The organism is Emticicia sp. W12TSBA100-4 (genome assembly GCF_040253585.1).
Lineage (GTDB): Bacteria > Bacteroidota > Bacteroidia > Cytophagales > Spirosomataceae > Emticicia.
Genome location: NZ_JBELAU010000006.1, coordinates 160,734 through 176,936 on the forward strand (window position 1 = coordinate 160,734; position 16,203 = coordinate 176,936).

A 16,203-nucleotide genomic window follows, 5' to 3' on the forward strand; every position below is an offset into this window, starting at 1 on the left:
TATCACGCACTCATTCAAAATTAAAAATGAAATTATACAACATAGCTCACAGTCGAGCAGGCGATAAAGGCAATATTTCAACGCTTTCTTTGATTCCCTATAATGAGAGCGATTATGAAATGCTTTGTGAGAAAGTTACGATTGAAAAAGTAAAACAACACTTTTCAGGAATCATTGCGGGCGAAATTATTCGCTACGAAATGCCCAATATTTCATCCTTACTTTTTGTGTGTCACGGGGCTTTGGCGGGCGGTGTAACCACCTCTTTGCGAATGGACACGCACGGAAAAGCACTCAGTTACAAACTTTTAGATATGGAAATATAACTTGCCTTTTTATTCATAAAACCCAGTAAATCAAGCAAATATATTCTATTTAGTATTAATTTTCTCAATTTATATTTTAGTTTTCAACTCCATTTTTAAACAATGAAAAAAACAATTCTTTCTCTTTTTGCGTCATGCTGCTTACTTTTTCAAACAGCCGATGCACAATTACAAACGGGCGAAAACGTTGGCATTACGACAACCGATGCGGGTAAAGTTCGTGGTTACATCAATAATGGTATTTTTACTTACAAAGGTATTCCTTATGCCGAAGCCAAACGTTTTGAAGCCCCACAAAAACCAAAAGCGTGGTCAAATGTGCGTAGTTCATTCAGTTATGGCCCTGTTGCTCCATTAGAAAACCCAACTACCAGTATTCAAGATGAAAGCGAGTTCGTTTTCGACCATAGTTGGGGCTTTACGAATGAAGATTGTATGCGTATCAATGTCTGGACTCCTGGCATCAACGATGGCAAAAAACGCCCTGTTTTGTTTTGGATTCACGGTGGTGGATTCACAGCTGGTTCTTCGCAAGAATTACCTTCGTATGATGGTGAAAATTTAGCAAAAAAAGGCGATGTAGTAGTAGTTTCTATCAATCATCGCCTCAATATTTTGGGTTATCTTGACCTTTCAGCATATGGTGAAAAGTACAAGAATTCAGCCAACAATAGTGTTTTGGATATGAAAGCAGCTTTAGAATGGGTAAAAGCCAATATCTCAAATTTCGGTGGCGACCCAAATAATGTTACCATCTTTGGACAGTCTGGTGGAGGAGCAAAAGTTAATACTTTGATGGCAATGCCTTCGGCAAAAGGACTTTTCCACAAAGCAATCAATCAAAGTGGAGCTTTCCGCACAGCTATGCTCGATAAAGCAACTACTCAGGCTATCGGTGCAGAAGTTTTGAAAGAACTCAATATCTCGGCTGATAAAGTGGATGATATTCAAAAAGTTCCGTTCCAAACACTAAGCGATGCAGGTAAAAAAGCACTCAAAACTATTGCTGATAAAATGAAAGCAGAAGGAAAACCAGTTATCGGATTCGGTTTGAGTTGGGGTCCAAGTGCCGATGGCGAAGTTTTACCTTACCAACTATTCTCGAATGAAGCTTTTGAATTATCAAAAAACATTCCCTTAATGATTGGTACAACGATAAATGAATTTGCCGTATTTAGAGGTGGAATTCCGAGTACTGCAAGTGAAGAACAAGCCAAGGAAGCCATCAAAAAAGTATATGGAGAAAAAACAGATGCCTATATTGCGGCCGTAAAAAAAGCCTATCCAAACGGTAAAATGAGCGATATGTTAAGCTATGATGTTACTTTCCGTCCTGGTGCTGTGCAGCAAGCCAACCAAAAATCAGCCATTGCAGGTGGAGCAAATACTTATATGTATCTTTTCGATTGGCAGTCGCCCGTAATGGATGGCAAATACAAAGCCGTACACTGTATGGAAATTGCTTTCTGCTTCGATAACATCCAACGCACCAAAAACATGACAGGTGGTACAAAAGAAGCACAAGCTTTGGCCGATAAGATGAGTTCAGCATGGATAAACTTTGCGAAAGTTGGCAATCCAAATCACAAAGGTTTACCAAACTGGCCAGCGTATAATGCAACCAATACAGCCACCATGCACTTCGATAATACGTGCGTAGTAAAACCACAAATGGATAAAGAATTATTTGAAGTTGTGAAATAAGCAAACTTAAGCTTTTTGAGGAACGAACCCTTGATTGGTTCGCTCCTCAAAATTTTATAACACTGCCATTGCCTTAATCACATGTGACTTTGGGTCGAGCCAAGTTTCAAAGATTGTGGGTAAATCATCGAACGCAGCTTCATGCGTAAGCCAAGCTTTTGTATTGATTTGTCCACTTTCCATTTTTGATATAATGTGCTTAAAATCAGCAGGAAGGGCATTTCTGCTTGCAAAAAGTGTAATTTCTCGGCGATGGAAATCAGGGTCGAAAAATGTTACATCACCTTGAAAAAGTCCAACATACACCAGTTTTCCACCGAAAGCCACGTATGAGAACGCCTTCATCATTGACTGTGCATTTCCAGTAGCATCAAAAACTACCGTTGGCATATTTCCTTTCAATATTTTTCTTAAATCATCGGCCGAAAAATCTTCTGAGGCAATGATACTTTCATCAATTCCGATGGCTTCGTTGGCAAATTCGAGGCGTTGCTTGCTGAAATCCATCACAGCAATTTTTGCTCCGTTGATTTTAGCAAACTGAATAACCGACAAACCAATTGGCCCCGCTCCTATCACCAAAACAATATCGTTTTCGGTCACATTGGCACGTTGAACAGCGTGAGAGCCAATGCCCAACGTTTCAACCAAAGCCAATTGCTCATATTCCAAAATAGCTGATTTGTGCAACTTATTGACAGGCACTTTCAAATATTCTGCCATGCCACCATCAACATGCACTCCCAAAACTTTTAGGCTTTCACAGCAATTGGTTTTGCCGTTTTGGCAAGGCTGACAAACACCACAATTAAGATACGGCTCAACCGAAACTTTATCTCCGATTTTGATTCCGCTCGCTCCTGCCGTACTTCCTAAGCCAATTACTTCCGCACCTAACTCATGCCCAAGCACTCGTGGGTAAGAAAAAAACGGCTGACGACCACGATACGCATGGTAATCTGTCCCACAAATACCAATTCGATGAATTTTCAGTAAAGCCTCATTTTCGGCCAAAGTATCATCAAAATCTCGACTAATTAATTGAAACTCTTGCGGTTTATTTAAAATGATTGTTTTCAAAATTTCTCTATTTAATGGTATATTTTTATTCAATTACAAACGAAACTTCTTTAAAATCAAACTTTTTCACCTCTTCTCCTATTTCCATCATCAAATGACCTGTTTCGGCAACATCAACTATTTTCCCGAAGAATCTTTCTCCATTTTGTTCATATTGATGCCATTCTCCAAACCTAAATACTCGTTCTAAGTACTTTTTTTTCTGAACATCAGTGTGTCCATTCTTCAACTGCAAATAATATTTTTCGATACATTCACAAAGTTGCTCAATTAGTTTTTCTATCTCAAAATCATCTTGGCACTGAGAAGCCAGTCGCAACGAAATTGCCTTATCATTTAAAAAACTTAACTGATTGATATTCAATCCAATACCAATAACAGAATAAGCAATTCGAGTTCCAGAAAGTGTATTTTCAATCAAGACTCCACCCATCTTTCGGTTTCCGACATACACATCGTTAGGCCATTTTATTGTCAGACCGTCGGATAAATATTTACACAAAAATTCGTAAATTCCGAGCGAAACCGCAATATTTAATCTAAATTGTTGAGCAATATTCAGGAAATCAGGTTTTAGAATCATCGAAACCGTGATATTTTGGTTGGGTAGGGTTTCCCACGAGTTCCCTCGTTGCCCACGACCCGCCGTTTGGTCAGATGTTATGACAATTGTTCCATCAAAAACTCGCTTTGTTTGAATTATTTCAGCAGCAATATCGTTAGTTGAATGACAACTTGGCAGATAAACAGTATTTTTGCCGAGAAATAAAGTTTTGGGTTGAAAATTGTGCAACTTTATAGTAATTTAGCGTTTTAAGGTACGCAAGTATTAAATATTTTTAGTGAAGTTCGTATGCTTTCAAAAGAAAGCCGTTTTTTTGAACTTTTAATGATAAACAGAAAGTTTTATATTAAACATTTTTCATTAACAATTCACCATTAACAAAACGAACCGCTCACAAAATTAAATGAAGATAAGATTGAATGAAAGAAATTAAAGAACTTTCTGGTGATGAGTTAAGTCGCTTAGTAGTACACGGAATGTTAGAAAAAAAAGCGACAAATATTGTAGTGATGGATTTACGAAATGTCAAAAATGCTATCACCGATTTTTTTGTAGTTTGTTCGGGTAATACCGATACTCAAATTGCTGCCATTGCCGACTCGGTAGATGAAGAAGTTTTCAAAGCCTCTAAGATTAGCCCTTGGCATCAAGAAGGACGACAAAATCGTGAATGGATTTTGCTCGACTACGTTGATGTAGTGGTGCATGTTTTCAGAAAAGACCGTCGTAAATTTTACGATCTTGAGTCGCTTTGGGGTGACGCTGAAACTACGCTGATAGAAGAAAGCTTTGAGCCAGAAGCACCGAAACAAATGGTCTTCGAATGATGTTAAGAATACTTGAACCTTTACATAGTTCAAAACCATGTAAAGGTTATTTTTTTATATGAATAACTATTGCATTAAATTTTGAAAAATTAGAAAAATGTCAGACAACAACAGTAATGAATTTCCGAAAAGAAAGCCAGCCAACAATGGCGGTGGTTTGCAGGGATGGATTGTAGCGGCGATTATCATGGGCATTATAGGTTTTTTACTTTTCTCGAGGTCAGCATCATTGGCACCGATTAAGTATAAGCAGCTCGAACAAATGATTTTGCAGAAAGATGTAGAAAAAGTAGCCGTAGTAGAGGGCAACCGTAGTGTAGAGGTTACTCTTACTCGTGATGCACTTCAAAAACCACAATACAAAAAAGATTTAGGTAACAATCGCTATAATGCTGGTGGTCCTCATTTGAAAGTTGATTTGGTTTCGGTAGAATCGTTTATGAACGATTACACAAATTTCTTAAAAACGGCTCAAATTGATGAAGCATATCGCCAAACATTATACCCTGAGAGTGTCGAAAGACAAGATATGATGAATATGGTCTGGCAATTGCTCCCATTCATTGTTGTACTTGGATTGATGTATTTCTTGATGAGCCGTATGACAGGTGGTGGTGGCCCAGGAGGTCAGATTTTCAATATTGGAAAATCAAGAGCTGCGTTGTTCGATGCTGATAATAAAGTAAAAATCACATTTAATGATGTGGCTGGCTTAGAAGAAGCCAAAGAAGAACTCCAAGAAATTGTTGATTTCTTGAGAACTCCAAAAAAATATACCGAGCTCGGTGGTAAAATACCAAAAGGAGCATTGCTCGTTGGCCCTCCAGGAACAGGTAAAACATTACTTGCCAAAGCAGTAGCTGGCGAAGCAAGTGTGCCTTTTTTCTCACTTTCGGGTTCAGATTTCGTTGAAATGTTTGTGGGTGTTGGTGCCGCTCGTGTGCGTGACCTTTTCAAACAAGCTAAAGAAAAAGCTCCATGTATTATCTTCATTGATGAGATTGATGCAGTAGGACGTTCTCGTGGACGTGGATCAATGCCAGGAGCAAATGACGAACGAGAAAACACACTCAACTCACTTTTGGTTGAAATGGACGGATTTGGTTCGGATGCAGGAATTATTATTTTGGCTGCCACTAACCGCCCCGATGTACTCGACCCAGCGTTGATGCGTCCAGGTCGTTTCGACCGTCAAATTAGTGTTGATGCTCCTGATATTGTTGGTCGTGAGGCTATCTTCAAAGTTCACATGAAACCTTTGAAACTTTCAAACAATATTGACATCAAGAAACTGGCTACTCAAACTCCAGGTTTTGCGGGTGCTGAAATTGCCAATGTTTGTAATGAGGCCGCCCTTTTGGCAGCACGTCGTGGTAAGACGGCCATCGATATGCAAGATTTCCATGATGCGATCGACCGTGAAATTGGAGGTCTTGAGAAGAAAAACAAGCTTATTTCGCCAGAAGAAAAAGAGATTGTTGCTTATCATGAAGCAGGTCATGCTGTAGCTGGTTGGTTTTTAGAGCATGCCAACCCATTGGTAAAAGTAAGTATTGTTCCTCGTGGAATCGCAGCATTGGGATATGCCCAATATTTACCAAAAGAACAATATTTATATCGTACTGAACAACTTATTGACGAAATGTGTATGACCCTCGGTGGTCGTGCAGCCGAAGAAGTTGTTTTTGGCAAAATCACTACTGGTGCATTGAGCGACTTAGAGCGTATCACAAAAAGTGCCTACGGAATGGTTTCGGTATATGGTATGAATGACCGAATCGGTAATGTTTCGTTTTATGATTCCAAAGGGCAAGGCGAAATGTCATTTACGAAGCCATATTCAGAAGATACAGCAAAAATTATTGATGAAGAGGTAAAGAAACTAATTGACACCGCTTACGTACGCACAAGAGAATTATTGATTGAAAAGCGTGAAGAACTTGAGAAAATCGCTCAAGAATTATTGAAAAAAGAAATTCTCTATCAATCTGACTTAGTTGACTTAATTGGCAAACGCCCATTCGAGAAACTAACAAATTACCAAGAATTCATGGATAAAGTGGATACCCCTACAGAAGAAAAAACTCCGATTGTAGAGTAATCAAATCCAGATTTTATAATAAAAGCAGTAGCAAAAGATTAAACTTGCTACTGCTTTTTTCGTTAAATGGTCTTTTTACTTTATAATTAATCTTTCTGAAAGTTATTTATCAGTTGAAATATTCTTGCTTCCAACTACTCAGAAGAGATACAGGAATGCCTATTTATTTATAGACAAACTTGAAGATTTCTCATTATATAATCCACATAATCTAAATAATAAAGAGTCTGCCTCTTTATTTCGAGACAGACTCTTTACTTTTTGTTTTTTATTACTTGGGAAAAAACTAATTATTTTACTTCAAATACACCACGCCCGATGCTAAATCCTTCTGAGTATAACTCAATATTGTACTTACCTTTTGTATAATTTGCTCCACGGGAGTAAATAAAATCAACATTTTGACCAGAATTATCATACATTACTGATTGCTTAGCAGTATAAACCATTTCTTTTCCGCCATAATTAAATGCACCTGATCCAGTTGCCATATCGGAAATACAGTTACCTTGTGGGTCAAGCATACGCATGTAAATTACTTTATTTTCACGCTTAGTTAGTGGGTTTTCAACTAATTTGAAAGAGATTTTTACTTTCTCAACACGTTTTGCTTTGTATTCACCACCTTCACGCTCTTTGCCACGAGAGTTGATTGCATTTACCGATACATTCATGGCTTTTAAGGCTGCGGCAAGTGTCACTTTTTCAGCTAATTCTTTGTTTTTTACGGTTGTTGCATAAACCGAATCAGCGAGTGCTTGTTTATCAGTTTTAAGTGTCGAAACATCCGTTTTCAAATTAGAATTTTCAGTTCCCAATGTTTTTACTTCGGTAGTCAACTGAGCATTTTCTTCTCTTAGCTTCGCAATTTCAACATCTTTGGCAGTCAAAGCTGCTTCATACCCCTTGATTTTACTCTCAAAATCACGAATAGAAACATTCTTAGAATTGACTAAATTTTTCTTATCTTGTTCAAGTTGAGCTTTAAGGGCTTCGAGGTCAGCGACTTGCCCACCGAGAGAAGTCACTTCTGCAATTTTTTTATCTAACTCAGCTGAAATTGAATCAAGTTTCGTATTTGTCAACAATAACTCTTTAGTTTTTGATGAAATGTCAACGTTTTTTGACTCAATATCCTGACGAGCGTTGAAGTAAAGAAATCCAAAAAGAGCGGCCAAAGCACAGGCTAAAACGAGGCCTGCCGTCATGGCTGTATTACTTTTTCTTTCTTGCATGTTTTCCATAGAAATTGAATGTTAAGTATTTAGAGTTACAGGTTTATTAACGGCAAAGTTATATTTTTATTGAAACTATTTATATAAAACCAAAAAAGTTATTTATATTTTTCAATAAAAATAATGTAATGTATCACTACTTTTGAAAAAAGCAGTTACTTTCAAAGTTTACTTTTACTATCCATCACTTAATTTTCAAAACTAAATTATCCAAATGGCACTAATCTCCAAGAAAAAAATACCATTTAAAATCTCTCCTAAATTAAGAAAATACCTCACAAAGTATGGTCGTGAAAAGGAATTGCCCATCAAATATAGCGATTTATTACGTTTCGATAATGCGTTTCCGCTTTATGATAAAAAGGGGAAAGACACATTGTGGGAGACGGTAATGTATCCCCAAAACGACCTTGAAGAAATATATGAGGCACTGAAAAACATCTATGCCGATTTGAAAACCGATGGAGATGAAGCCGTAATCAAACACTTGGTCGTAGATAGAGTTGATACTTGCACGTATGCCAATACAAAACCGTTCAGAATTAGAATTGTGAATAAAATAAACGATAATCACGATTATTTTTATATCAAGTTAGCCGATGCCTCTCGCATTTATGGGCTTGAATTAGAACATTTACTCTCGCCCAATGTAATGGGTTATTGCACGCACGAGGATACACTCGTAGAGGAGCACATTGCAGGAATTCCTGCCGACCAATTCATGAATAATCACCTCAACGACGCCAATTTCAATCCGATTCGCTTGAGTAAAGAATTTATCAAGTTTAATGAGCGATGTTTCGTTAGACTTTTGGGAGATATGCATTCATCTAATTTTGTGATAATCGTTACGCCCGACTTCGAGGATTTTCATTATCGTTTACGAGCTATAGATTTCGACCAACAATCTTATGAAGCATCAAAATCAGTTTACATGCCACAGTATTTCAAGCAAAACTATGCCATGATTCAGATGGGTATGAAATATCTAACTGCCGAATCGGTGAAGCAGTACCAAGCCGAAGAACGCACACTAATTGCCAACAGATTACGAGAAGAAAAAAGCCGAATACACGATTTGATTGATACAATGAAAAAAGATACACTTTCATTACCTCAAAACCTCGAATCACTCAAACAAGACCTTGCACGGCATTATAAAAATCCCAATTTTCTGAATTGTAAAAGCATGGGAGAAGTTGTAGAATTTAGTCTAAAGCAGGTATTGATACATTGAAATAGACGATTGAGAAATAGTGTCCATTTCTCAATCGTCTATTTTTTATTTTTTCGTAACCGACCAAAACATTAATAACCAGCCAATTACCAACAAAGTACCACCAATTGGAGCAACTGCACCAAATACATTGAGGCCCGTAAAACAAATGGTATATAAAGCTCCGCTAAAAATCAATACACCCGCCAAAATACAATAGCCACTGTAAGTAAGAGTTTTATTTGAAATATGTTTCGATAAAATACCTATCAATACCAATGCAATAGCATGATAAAATTGGTAACGAACACCAGTCTCAAAAGTCTCGAATCGGCCACTTGCCGTAAGCATTGATTTGAGAGCATGAGCCCCAAAAGCACCAACCATCACCCCTACTGCTCCCAAAAGCGAGCCTGCTTGCAAAAAAAGTTTATTCATAATAATCTGTTTTATAATTAATACCGTGAAATTACTCAAAAAAGAGTTTCATTCTATGGCAATTTTGAAAAATCAATTGTGGGAGTATTTCCTTTGAGTGGTCTTGTAAACTTCTGATTAAGGGTAGTATTATCATTGAAGAATCCACAATTTCTCAAATAAAACTGACCATTTTTCATGCCTCCATCATAATCTATTCGGTACCTCTTGCGAGCAGTATTATCGGCCGTAAGTGTAACTTGATTGAGTTCTGTCCAGCCATTTTTAGCTGTAAAAACCCATTGATTATCAAAATTCCCTATGCGTTCTTGGTTTCCAGTTTCGGGAATAAAGTTTTCGAGGAAAGAATACAAACTTTTCAAATAAGTTGATGTTTTCGGGCGTTTGAAACTCGCTATCAATCGCCATTGGTTTTCTTCTGGAGCGAAAAAGTAAGCCGTATAAGTAGTATAATTATCAGCCGTTGGTTTTCCTTGTAACAAAAACTTATAGGTATTTCCCGCTTTCCAATTGTATTTCAAATAGCTTTGTCCGCCCGAACCTTCATTACCAAACTCGCCTGTATAAACGCCATCACCTTTTTTCAAGAGTAAAATCTTTTGGTCTTGTGGAATAGCCGCAGGGTTATCAGTTGTAAACGGACTCCAAACCGAAAACAAAATTCTTCGCTCAGTTTCCGAATTTACCTGCATTCCAAAATAGCCTTCACCAAAACCATTTGCCATAAAATATGAGCCAATTACATCGTTTCCTTTCGGAATCGTGACTTCATTATAAAACCACTCTACATTTTCTAAACCATCAGTCGGATAGCGTAAATGCACCGATGGCCCTCTTCTACCCCAATAAAAATAACTTCCTTCATTATTTTTCACATACGTAAGTTCAGAAGTAACAGATGTACCACTTACTCCCAAACTCGAAATCATCCCGAAGTTGGCATTTGTTTTAGTTATACCTTTTATATCGACCGAAATGTATCCCGCCTGTGGTATATTCCATTCTCCTACAAAAAACTCTCTTTCGGCATCACCTTCAGCCACAAATTCAATACTTCTTTCTAAAATACTGACACTAATTTTACTTTTACCACTCATCGGATTCATCAATACTGATACTTTGAGCGATCCTTTTTGGGCAACATTGAAATAAGTACGACAGATAGTCATTCCAGAATTCCAGTTAACTAAACCTTGTTCCTTAATGGCTCCTCCATTGGTCGTCCAAGCATTTCCACCGAGCGGAATCGTTTGTTTGTTGGTATCATGCTCAATATCAAGCACTTTATCGGCTTTGCATCGCAAAAAAGTTGTCAGAAACACGAGAATTAAAAATTGAATTTTCATTTTGTTGAAGAAGGTTTGTTGAAATTTTTGTATTTTTTGTGAAGGTAATTAAAAAATAAAAAACGATGGAACTCTGAAGAAACAAAATTAGTTGTATATACATACAATGTAATTGTAAATACCAAACAAATACGAAAATGAGCCACATACGATCAGTCCAACAGATATTAACTCCGCCACCATCTCATATGGTAGGCGATGGTTTTAGAGTGCATAACTTTTTCCCGAGTGGATACAAAATGGGAATGCACCGAATGAGTCCGTTTTTCTTGCTTGATTATAATTCAAAAGTTGAGTTTCCACCAAAAGATGAGCCTCGTGGCGTGGGTGTGCATCCACACCGTGGTTTCGAGACAGTCACAATTGCTTATCATGGTAAAATTGCTCACCACGATAGTAGTGGAAATAGTGGTGTAATTGGTACAGGTGACGTACAATGGATGACCGCAGGAAGTGGCGTATTACACAAAGAATACCATGATAGAGAATTCAGCAAAAATGGTGGATTATTTCAGATGGTGCAACTTTGGGTGAATTTGCCAGCCAAAGATAAAATGACAACGCCAAAGTATCAAGGTATTGAAAATGCTCAACTTGGCAAATATTATTTACCTGATAATCAAGGACTTATTGAAGTAATTGCAGGTGAGTATAAAGGTATCAAAGGTGCAGCATCGACTTTCACGCCAATCAACATGTATAATGTTCGTGCGAAAAAAGGTACTACTATTGACCTTTCACTCAATGAAAAACACAATACAGGGATAGTAGTGATAGAGGGAAGTGTGAAGGTAAATGATACAGAAACTGCACCAGTAGATAATTTTATTTTGTTCAAAAATGAAGGAACAGAAATCAAAATCGAAGCCCTCGAAGATACAGTGCTGTTGGTGTTAAGTGGCGAGCCAATCAACGAACCAATCATACAGTACGGTCCATTTTTGATGAATAATAAAGCCGAAATCTTGCAAGCATATGATGATTTAGCGAAAGGCAAATTTGGAGTTTTGGAAGATTAAAAGATAGAAACCCATTGTGTCATCTTTTTTTAGTATGGCACAATGGTATTTTATTCAAGGGTATTCTAACTCAAAATAATCTTATTCCACGCTCATTGAAATTCATAAAAAACATGATGAAAATTAATATTTTTCATTTCAAAATTTCTTTTCAAACACTACACAAAAAGGCCAGAAATCATACCCAAAAAACTTCTATTTTAAATAAGATTTTTATATTCATTTTCTTCTCATAAAACAACTATAAAAATAGCAACTTTTATAGTTTCTTCAGATACTTTCATCGTTTTTCAATCTTCATTATTCGTAAATTTTTAGTTTGAATAGATTTTTTTTCTCAAAAAAGAAAATTTTATACAAAAAACAGATCACCATAAAACACTTGTAATCAATTCATTAAATCATTTTCACAAAAAAAATCAAAAAAATATTTGGAATATATAAAATCTTTTAGCGTAACTTTGTGGCACAAAAACAAACAGAACAAAAAATGCAAAATTATCTAAAAAATACATCTTTCAGCTGCGGAATGGCACACCCGTTTGGAGGAATTTTGCATACATGGCACAGGTACAATTTGTAGTAAAAACTACACCAAAATTTATCTGAGCCTGACCCCAAAAAGTCGGGCTTTTTTATTGCCAAAAACTCAAAACAATTTTTAATTTTTAAAACAAAAAACAAGATAACCAAATGCTAATGTTCAGAAACATACACCCAAAACCCGTAGGCTTACAAAGTCTGATTGCCTTTGCGTGGGGAGCGGTATGTTTGAGTAACTGTTATCGCCCGAATACAAATGCAAAAGCAGATTTTGACAAAGCAATACGACTGAGGTACGAGTGTTTATGCCCATAGGTACGTTCTGGATTTGAACGCCCGCATAAAGCCCGACCTCAACCAAAACGAGGTCGGGCTTTTTTGTGGCCGATTTTCTCGAAGATTGAATTTTTTATTGAAAAAATTACAACAATGGGCAAGCACCTATCAAAATCAGAACGAATCAGAATAGTTCGTGAAAAAGAACAGGCCGAGTATGAGCTTCAGCAAGCATATCAGAAATCGGCCAGATTAAACCAAAGTTTTGTGCGAATCATTGAAGATGCACAAAATACCAACCTCAGAAATGAATATGCCAACAATGAGCGATACCAATTTATGGTTTCATTGCTGATTCAAGCAGAGTTAGTTATCAAAAAAGAAACACTGAGAAAATATATAGCAAATCTGACTTTTCTGACCGAAAAACTCGAAGGAAAATGTCCGAAATGGTTTAAAGACAATGAGTTTATCAGAGCATTAATTGAAGTAGCCAAGCATCGTTCGGCATGGATTCGACCCGTTGAGGACTGGAAACCAAAGGCCAAAGGCGAATACGAAAAATTCAAAGAATTGATAAATTATCTCTTTGCTCAGTATAAATATCCGGCGTTTTTGAACCACATATTTTTTTACCAACAAGACCATTTCTTTATCAAAGATTTTATCTTTTTGGTGCAAGGCGGAAGCATTAAATACATCAATTCGACGATTCCGCTAACGCAAAAAATGAAAGTTGAGTTTATGAAAAGTCCAGACGGATTTCGGGTTTTTGAGGCTTTCAGATATGCACAAGTACTTTGCTTGGGAGGCGACGAATTATTGGCTCATCGAATTGCGTATTCGTGGCTCGGCCGAAGTGATAAACGAGACGAAGCTCTCTGGGAAACTTTTATTAGAATAGTGATTGCGGGAGGAATGTTTAACCTCGACAAAATCGGAGAATTGATTGATTATGTACGAAATGAGGTAAATCAAAATTCTGCGTATTCGCTCAAAGGCAGAACCCTCCAATCGTTGATGCGTCAGAGTGACACTTGGCACAACACGATAAATAAAGAACAACGTAAACAAGGTTTAGTTGTCTGGAAATCAGGCAGTTTCGAGACATTTGAGATTGAAGACGGCAAATGTGAAGATGATGCAACACTCAAAATGATTGAGCTTTTATCGAACCGAGAGTTGGCCGATGAAGGCAAAAAAATGAATCATTGCGTAGGCTCATATACCTACTACTGCGAACGAGGAAGAACCAGAATCGTATCGCTTCGCAAGTATCATTTTTGCTTAGAAACCGACCGATTAGCAACCATCGAACTCGATATGCAGAGCAAGAGAGTTGTACAAGCAAAATATCGTTTCAATAGGCCAATCACCGAAAAAGCCCTGAGTTTTTTACACAAATGGGCAAGTTTGAACGGTTTCGCAATGGGGAAATATTTATGAATACAGGAATAAAAAAACACTAAATCTATATAACGGTGCATGGATGCCTGAGTGGTGAAAGGGACGGTCTGCAAAACCGTTAGTCGTGAGTTCGACAGCGACGGCTGACCGTTCTCACTCCATGCTCAAAACAACCTAATCATCTCGCACAATTAACTAATTATCAATAAATTAAAAATTATTTTAAAAAACATTTTAACTACGCAAATAGGCTGCGTATTGAGTTCTGAACTTTGTATCATCAATCTGATAAAGAAGTTCTTTAAAATAAAAATAGTAAAAACTGGGTGTTCCGCAGATGGTTATACGGGCTTGCTTTGGGAGCAAGAGTTCGCAGGTTCGAATCCTGCTACCCAGACGATGGAAGTTTTTTCTCTCGAACCTGACGAGGGTTTCTGTATAGCCCCATAGTGTTGGAGTAATTACTGCCAATATGCTGTCGTTGAAAGCGGCTTCTATCACCAAACCTGTAGGCCAAGGGTTCGACTCCCTTTTTCGATTTCGGTCGAAATAGCTCAGATGGTTAGAGCAACAGACTCGGATATGCAGGTTCGAATCCTGCCTACTTTTCAGAGTAGAGGCGAATTGGTAACGCAATGGATTTAAGTTCCATCCTTCAGAAGAAAGGGTTTTATCACACCCTAATGTGGTAACGTCAGTCTGGGCAAGTTTGGGTGAAGCAATTCGTAAGAATATGATTCACAATTCAAACAAAGCTCGCAAAACAGTAGATACCGATTTGGAACGGATATTTGCTTTTTTATAGTTCGATTAACAAAAACAATATAACTAACTCATAATAAGTGATTTACGAATATTCATAAAGTTAAAAGAATTATTCAAAACCAACTATCCAATCTTATTTCTCAAGCAGTTTTCCGTTTTGCTGAATCAGATTTATTCAGACTGACTTTTAAACAAAAACACAATTAAATTTATAAAACAATGCAAAAAGTAAGAGTAAATGCCAATCAAATTGGGTTGGTTTTGAAGAATGGAGCTTTCAAGCAAATGCTTTCAGAAGGTTCGTACTGGTTCTGGGGAAATGAAGATGCTTATGTCTATGACAAAGGCACGCAGTTTATAGCACCCATTGAGCTAAATTTACTTTTGCAACATTCAGAAATCGCTGAGGCTTTGGAAGTTGTGGAAGTACAAGACAACGAAATTGTGATTCAATACGAAGATAATCGTTTCCGTATGGTCATGCCCGTTGGTCGATATGCTTTCTGGAAAGGTGTAAAGAATTTTACCTATACCAAAGTCGATTTAAATAAAATAGACATCACCGAAAACATCAATAAACAGCTATTAATCAGCCGATTACCAATGTACACTCGTAGCTTCGTTGTAGAATCTTACGAAAAAGGTGTCTTGATTGTCGATGGAAAATTCGAGAAGGTTTTAGACGGTGGGACGTATCATTGGTGGAAAAACCCGACTACCATTCATGTAGCCAAAGCCGATATGCGTCAGTTACAATTAGAGGTTTCTGGACAAGAAATCTTGACCAAAGATAAAGCCAATTTGCGTTTAAACTTCTTTGTTCAGTATAGAATCACTGATATTGTAAAGGCTTTGTATGAAAACAAAGATTACGAAAAACAACTCTATGTTTTGTTGCAATTGGCTTTGCGTGAATATGTGGGAGGCTTCACTTTAGATGAATTATTGGATAAAAAAGATGCTATCGGAGAATTTATCTTGAAAAACACCACAGCAAAAGTAGCAAACTTGGGAATTGAAGTAAAAAGCTGTGGAGTAAGAGACATCATTTTACCAGGCGATATGAAAGACATCATGAACCAAGTTTTGATGGCCGAAAAGAAAGCTCAAGCAAATATCATCATGCGTCGTGAAGAAACAGCCTCGATGAGAAGTTTGTTAAACACCGCAAAATTGATGGAAGAAAACGAAACTTTGTGGAAATTAAAAGAAATGGAATATGTTGAGAAAATTGCCGATAAAATCGGGTCAATCTCAGTAGCTGGAAACGGACAAATCATTGACCAATTGAAGCAGATTTTTGTAAAGGTTTAACAAAAAACGTAGAGTAGAGACGTTGCATGCAACGTCTCTAC

Annotated in this window: 14 protein-coding genes and 3 tRNA genes; 12 read left to right on the top strand and 5 right to left on the bottom strand. The window is 37.2% G+C overall.

What is annotated here, in order from left to right; genetic code table 11:
• Window positions 1-26 precede the first annotated feature (26 nt).
• Both ABR854_RS09890 and ABR854_RS09895 read left to right on the top strand, forming a co-directional pair.
• Window positions 27-326, top strand: a complete 300-nt coding sequence (locus tag ABR854_RS09890) for an AtuA-related protein (protein ID WP_350265239.1) — start codon at window positions 27-29, stop codon at window positions 324-326.
• A gap of 102 nt (window positions 327-428) precedes the next feature.
• The gene (locus ABR854_RS09895; protein ID WP_350265240.1) at window positions 429-2,030 is read left to right on the top strand and encodes a carboxylesterase/lipase family protein; all 1,602 of its coding nucleotides are present in this window, start codon (window positions 429-431) and stop codon (window positions 2,028-2,030) included.
• A gap of 54 nt (window positions 2,031-2,084) precedes the next feature.
• On the opposite strand, the gene ABR854_RS09900 is transcribed toward ABR854_RS09895, so the two are convergent.
• Together ABR854_RS09900 and ABR854_RS09905 are read right to left on the bottom strand one after the other, a co-directional pair.
• Complete coding sequence (locus ABR854_RS09900) at window positions 2,085-3,110, bottom strand: zinc-binding alcohol dehydrogenase family protein (RefSeq protein WP_350265241.1); 1,026 nt, start codon at window positions 3,108-3,110, stop codon at window positions 2,085-2,087.
• 25 nt (window positions 3,111-3,135) lie between these two features.
• On the bottom strand, window positions 3,136-3,903 hold the full coding sequence (locus tag ABR854_RS09905; protein ID WP_350265242.1) for a biotin--[acetyl-CoA-carboxylase] ligase: 768 nt from the start codon (window positions 3,901-3,903) through the stop codon (window positions 3,136-3,138).
• A 191-nt stretch (window positions 3,904-4,094) separates the two neighbouring features.
• Between ABR854_RS09905 and rsfS the strand changes: the two genes are divergently transcribed.
• A complete protein-coding gene (gene rsfS, locus ABR854_RS09910; RefSeq protein WP_305952636.1) occupies window positions 4,095-4,502 on the top strand; it encodes a ribosome silencing factor in 408 nt (135 codons plus the stop codon).
• 97 nt (window positions 4,503-4,599) lie between these two features.
• Window positions 4,600-6,603, top strand: a complete 2,004-nt coding sequence (ftsH, locus tag ABR854_RS09915) for an ATP-dependent zinc metalloprotease FtsH (RefSeq protein WP_350265243.1) — start codon at window positions 4,600-4,602, stop codon at window positions 6,601-6,603.
• 290 nt (window positions 6,604-6,893) lie between these two features.
• On the opposite strand, the gene ABR854_RS09920 is transcribed toward ftsH, so the two are convergent.
• Entirely contained in the window at window positions 6,894-7,847 is a 954-nt protein-coding gene (locus ABR854_RS09920) for a DUF8428 domain-containing protein (RefSeq protein ID WP_350265244.1), read from the bottom strand.
• A gap of 205 nt (window positions 7,848-8,052) precedes the next feature.
• On the opposite strand from ABR854_RS09920, the gene ABR854_RS09925 reads away from it, so the two are divergent.
• Window positions 8,053-9,075 (top strand): hypothetical protein, encoded by a 1,023-nt coding sequence (locus tag ABR854_RS09925; protein ID WP_350265245.1) that lies wholly within the window; start codon window positions 8,053-8,055, stop codon window positions 9,073-9,075.
• A gap of 45 nt (window positions 9,076-9,120) precedes the next feature.
• Here the strand turns inward: ABR854_RS09925 and ABR854_RS09930 are convergent, their stop codons facing one another.
• Window positions 9,121-9,492: a DUF423 domain-containing protein gene (locus ABR854_RS09930; protein ID WP_350265246.1), complete on the bottom strand. Its 372-nt coding sequence runs from the start codon at window positions 9,490-9,492 to the stop codon at window positions 9,121-9,123.
• 53 nt (window positions 9,493-9,545) lie between these two features.
• Window positions 9,546-10,838, bottom strand: a complete 1,293-nt coding sequence (locus ABR854_RS09935) for a DUF3472 domain-containing protein (protein ID WP_350265247.1) — start codon at window positions 10,836-10,838, stop codon at window positions 9,546-9,548.
• A gap of 137 nt (window positions 10,839-10,975) precedes the next feature.
• Between ABR854_RS09935 and ABR854_RS09940 the strand changes: the two genes are divergently transcribed.
• From ABR854_RS09940 to ABR854_RS09970, 7 genes are all read left to right on the top strand, one after another.
• Window positions 10,976-11,857, top strand: coding sequence for a pirin family protein (locus ABR854_RS09940; protein WP_350265248.1), 882 nt, complete (start codon window positions 10,976-10,978; stop codon window positions 11,855-11,857).
• Window positions 11,858-12,556: 699 nt separating this feature from the next.
• Window positions 12,557-12,715 (top strand): hypothetical protein, encoded by a 159-nt coding sequence (locus ABR854_RS09945; protein ID WP_350265249.1) that lies wholly within the window; start codon window positions 12,557-12,559, stop codon window positions 12,713-12,715.
• A 114-nt stretch (window positions 12,716-12,829) separates the two neighbouring features.
• Window positions 12,830-14,122, top strand: a complete 1,293-nt coding sequence (locus ABR854_RS09950; RefSeq protein WP_350265250.1) for a PcfJ domain-containing protein — start codon at window positions 12,830-12,832, stop codon at window positions 14,120-14,122.
• Between the two features lie 37 nt (window positions 14,123-14,159).
• Window positions 14,160-14,248: transfer RNA gene (locus ABR854_RS09955), tRNA-Cys, on the top strand.
• Window positions 14,249-14,405: 157 nt separating this feature from the next.
• Window positions 14,406-14,480: transfer RNA gene (locus ABR854_RS09960), tRNA-Pro, on the top strand.
• A 154-nt stretch (window positions 14,481-14,634) separates the two neighbouring features.
• Window positions 14,635-14,685 (top strand) — tRNA-OTHER (locus tag ABR854_RS09965).
• Between the two features lie 382 nt (window positions 14,686-15,067).
• Window positions 15,068-16,162, top strand: coding sequence for a slipin family protein (locus ABR854_RS09970; protein WP_350265251.1), 1,095 nt, complete (start codon window positions 15,068-15,070; stop codon window positions 16,160-16,162).
• Window positions 16,163-16,203: the final 41 nt, after the last annotated feature.

What these genes read in the sequence shown, in the direction of transcription:
- ABR854_RS09890 (WP_350265239.1), top strand. Translation starts at nt 27, where the DNA reads ATGAAATTATACAACATAGCTCACAGTCGAGCAGGCGATAAAGGCAAT.
- ABR854_RS09895 (WP_350265240.1), top strand. Translation starts at nt 429, where the DNA reads ATGAAAAAAACAATTCTTTCTCTTTTTGCGTCATGCTGCTTACTTTTT.
- rsfS (WP_305952636.1), top strand. Translation starts at nt 4,095, where the DNA reads ATGAAAGAAATTAAAGAACTTTCTGGTGATGAGTTAAGTCGCTTAGTA.
- ftsH (WP_350265243.1), top strand. Translation starts at nt 4,600, where the DNA reads ATGTCAGACAACAACAGTAATGAATTTCCGAAAAGAAAGCCAGCCAAC.
- ABR854_RS09920 (WP_350265244.1), bottom strand. Translation starts at nt 7,847, where the DNA reads ATGGAAAACATGCAAGAAAGAAAAAGTAATACAGCCATGACGGCAGGC.
- ABR854_RS09925 (WP_350265245.1), top strand. Translation starts at nt 8,053, where the DNA reads ATGGCACTAATCTCCAAGAAAAAAATACCATTTAAAATCTCTCCTAAA.
- ABR854_RS09930 (WP_350265246.1), bottom strand. Translation starts at nt 9,492, where the DNA reads ATGAATAAACTTTTTTTGCAAGCAGGCTCGCTTTTGGGAGCAGTAGGG.
- ABR854_RS09935 (WP_350265247.1), bottom strand. Translation starts at nt 10,838, where the DNA reads ATGAAAATTCAATTTTTAATTCTCGTGTTTCTGACAACTTTTTTGCGA.
- ABR854_RS09940 (WP_350265248.1), top strand. Translation starts at nt 10,976, where the DNA reads ATGAGCCACATACGATCAGTCCAACAGATATTAACTCCGCCACCATCT.
- ABR854_RS09945 (WP_350265249.1), top strand. Translation starts at nt 12,557, where the DNA reads ATGTTCAGAAACATACACCCAAAACCCGTAGGCTTACAAAGTCTGATT.
- ABR854_RS09950 (WP_350265250.1), top strand. Translation starts at nt 12,830, where the DNA reads ATGGGCAAGCACCTATCAAAATCAGAACGAATCAGAATAGTTCGTGAA.
- ABR854_RS09970 (WP_350265251.1), top strand. Translation starts at nt 15,068, where the DNA reads ATGCAAAAAGTAAGAGTAAATGCCAATCAAATTGGGTTGGTTTTGAAG.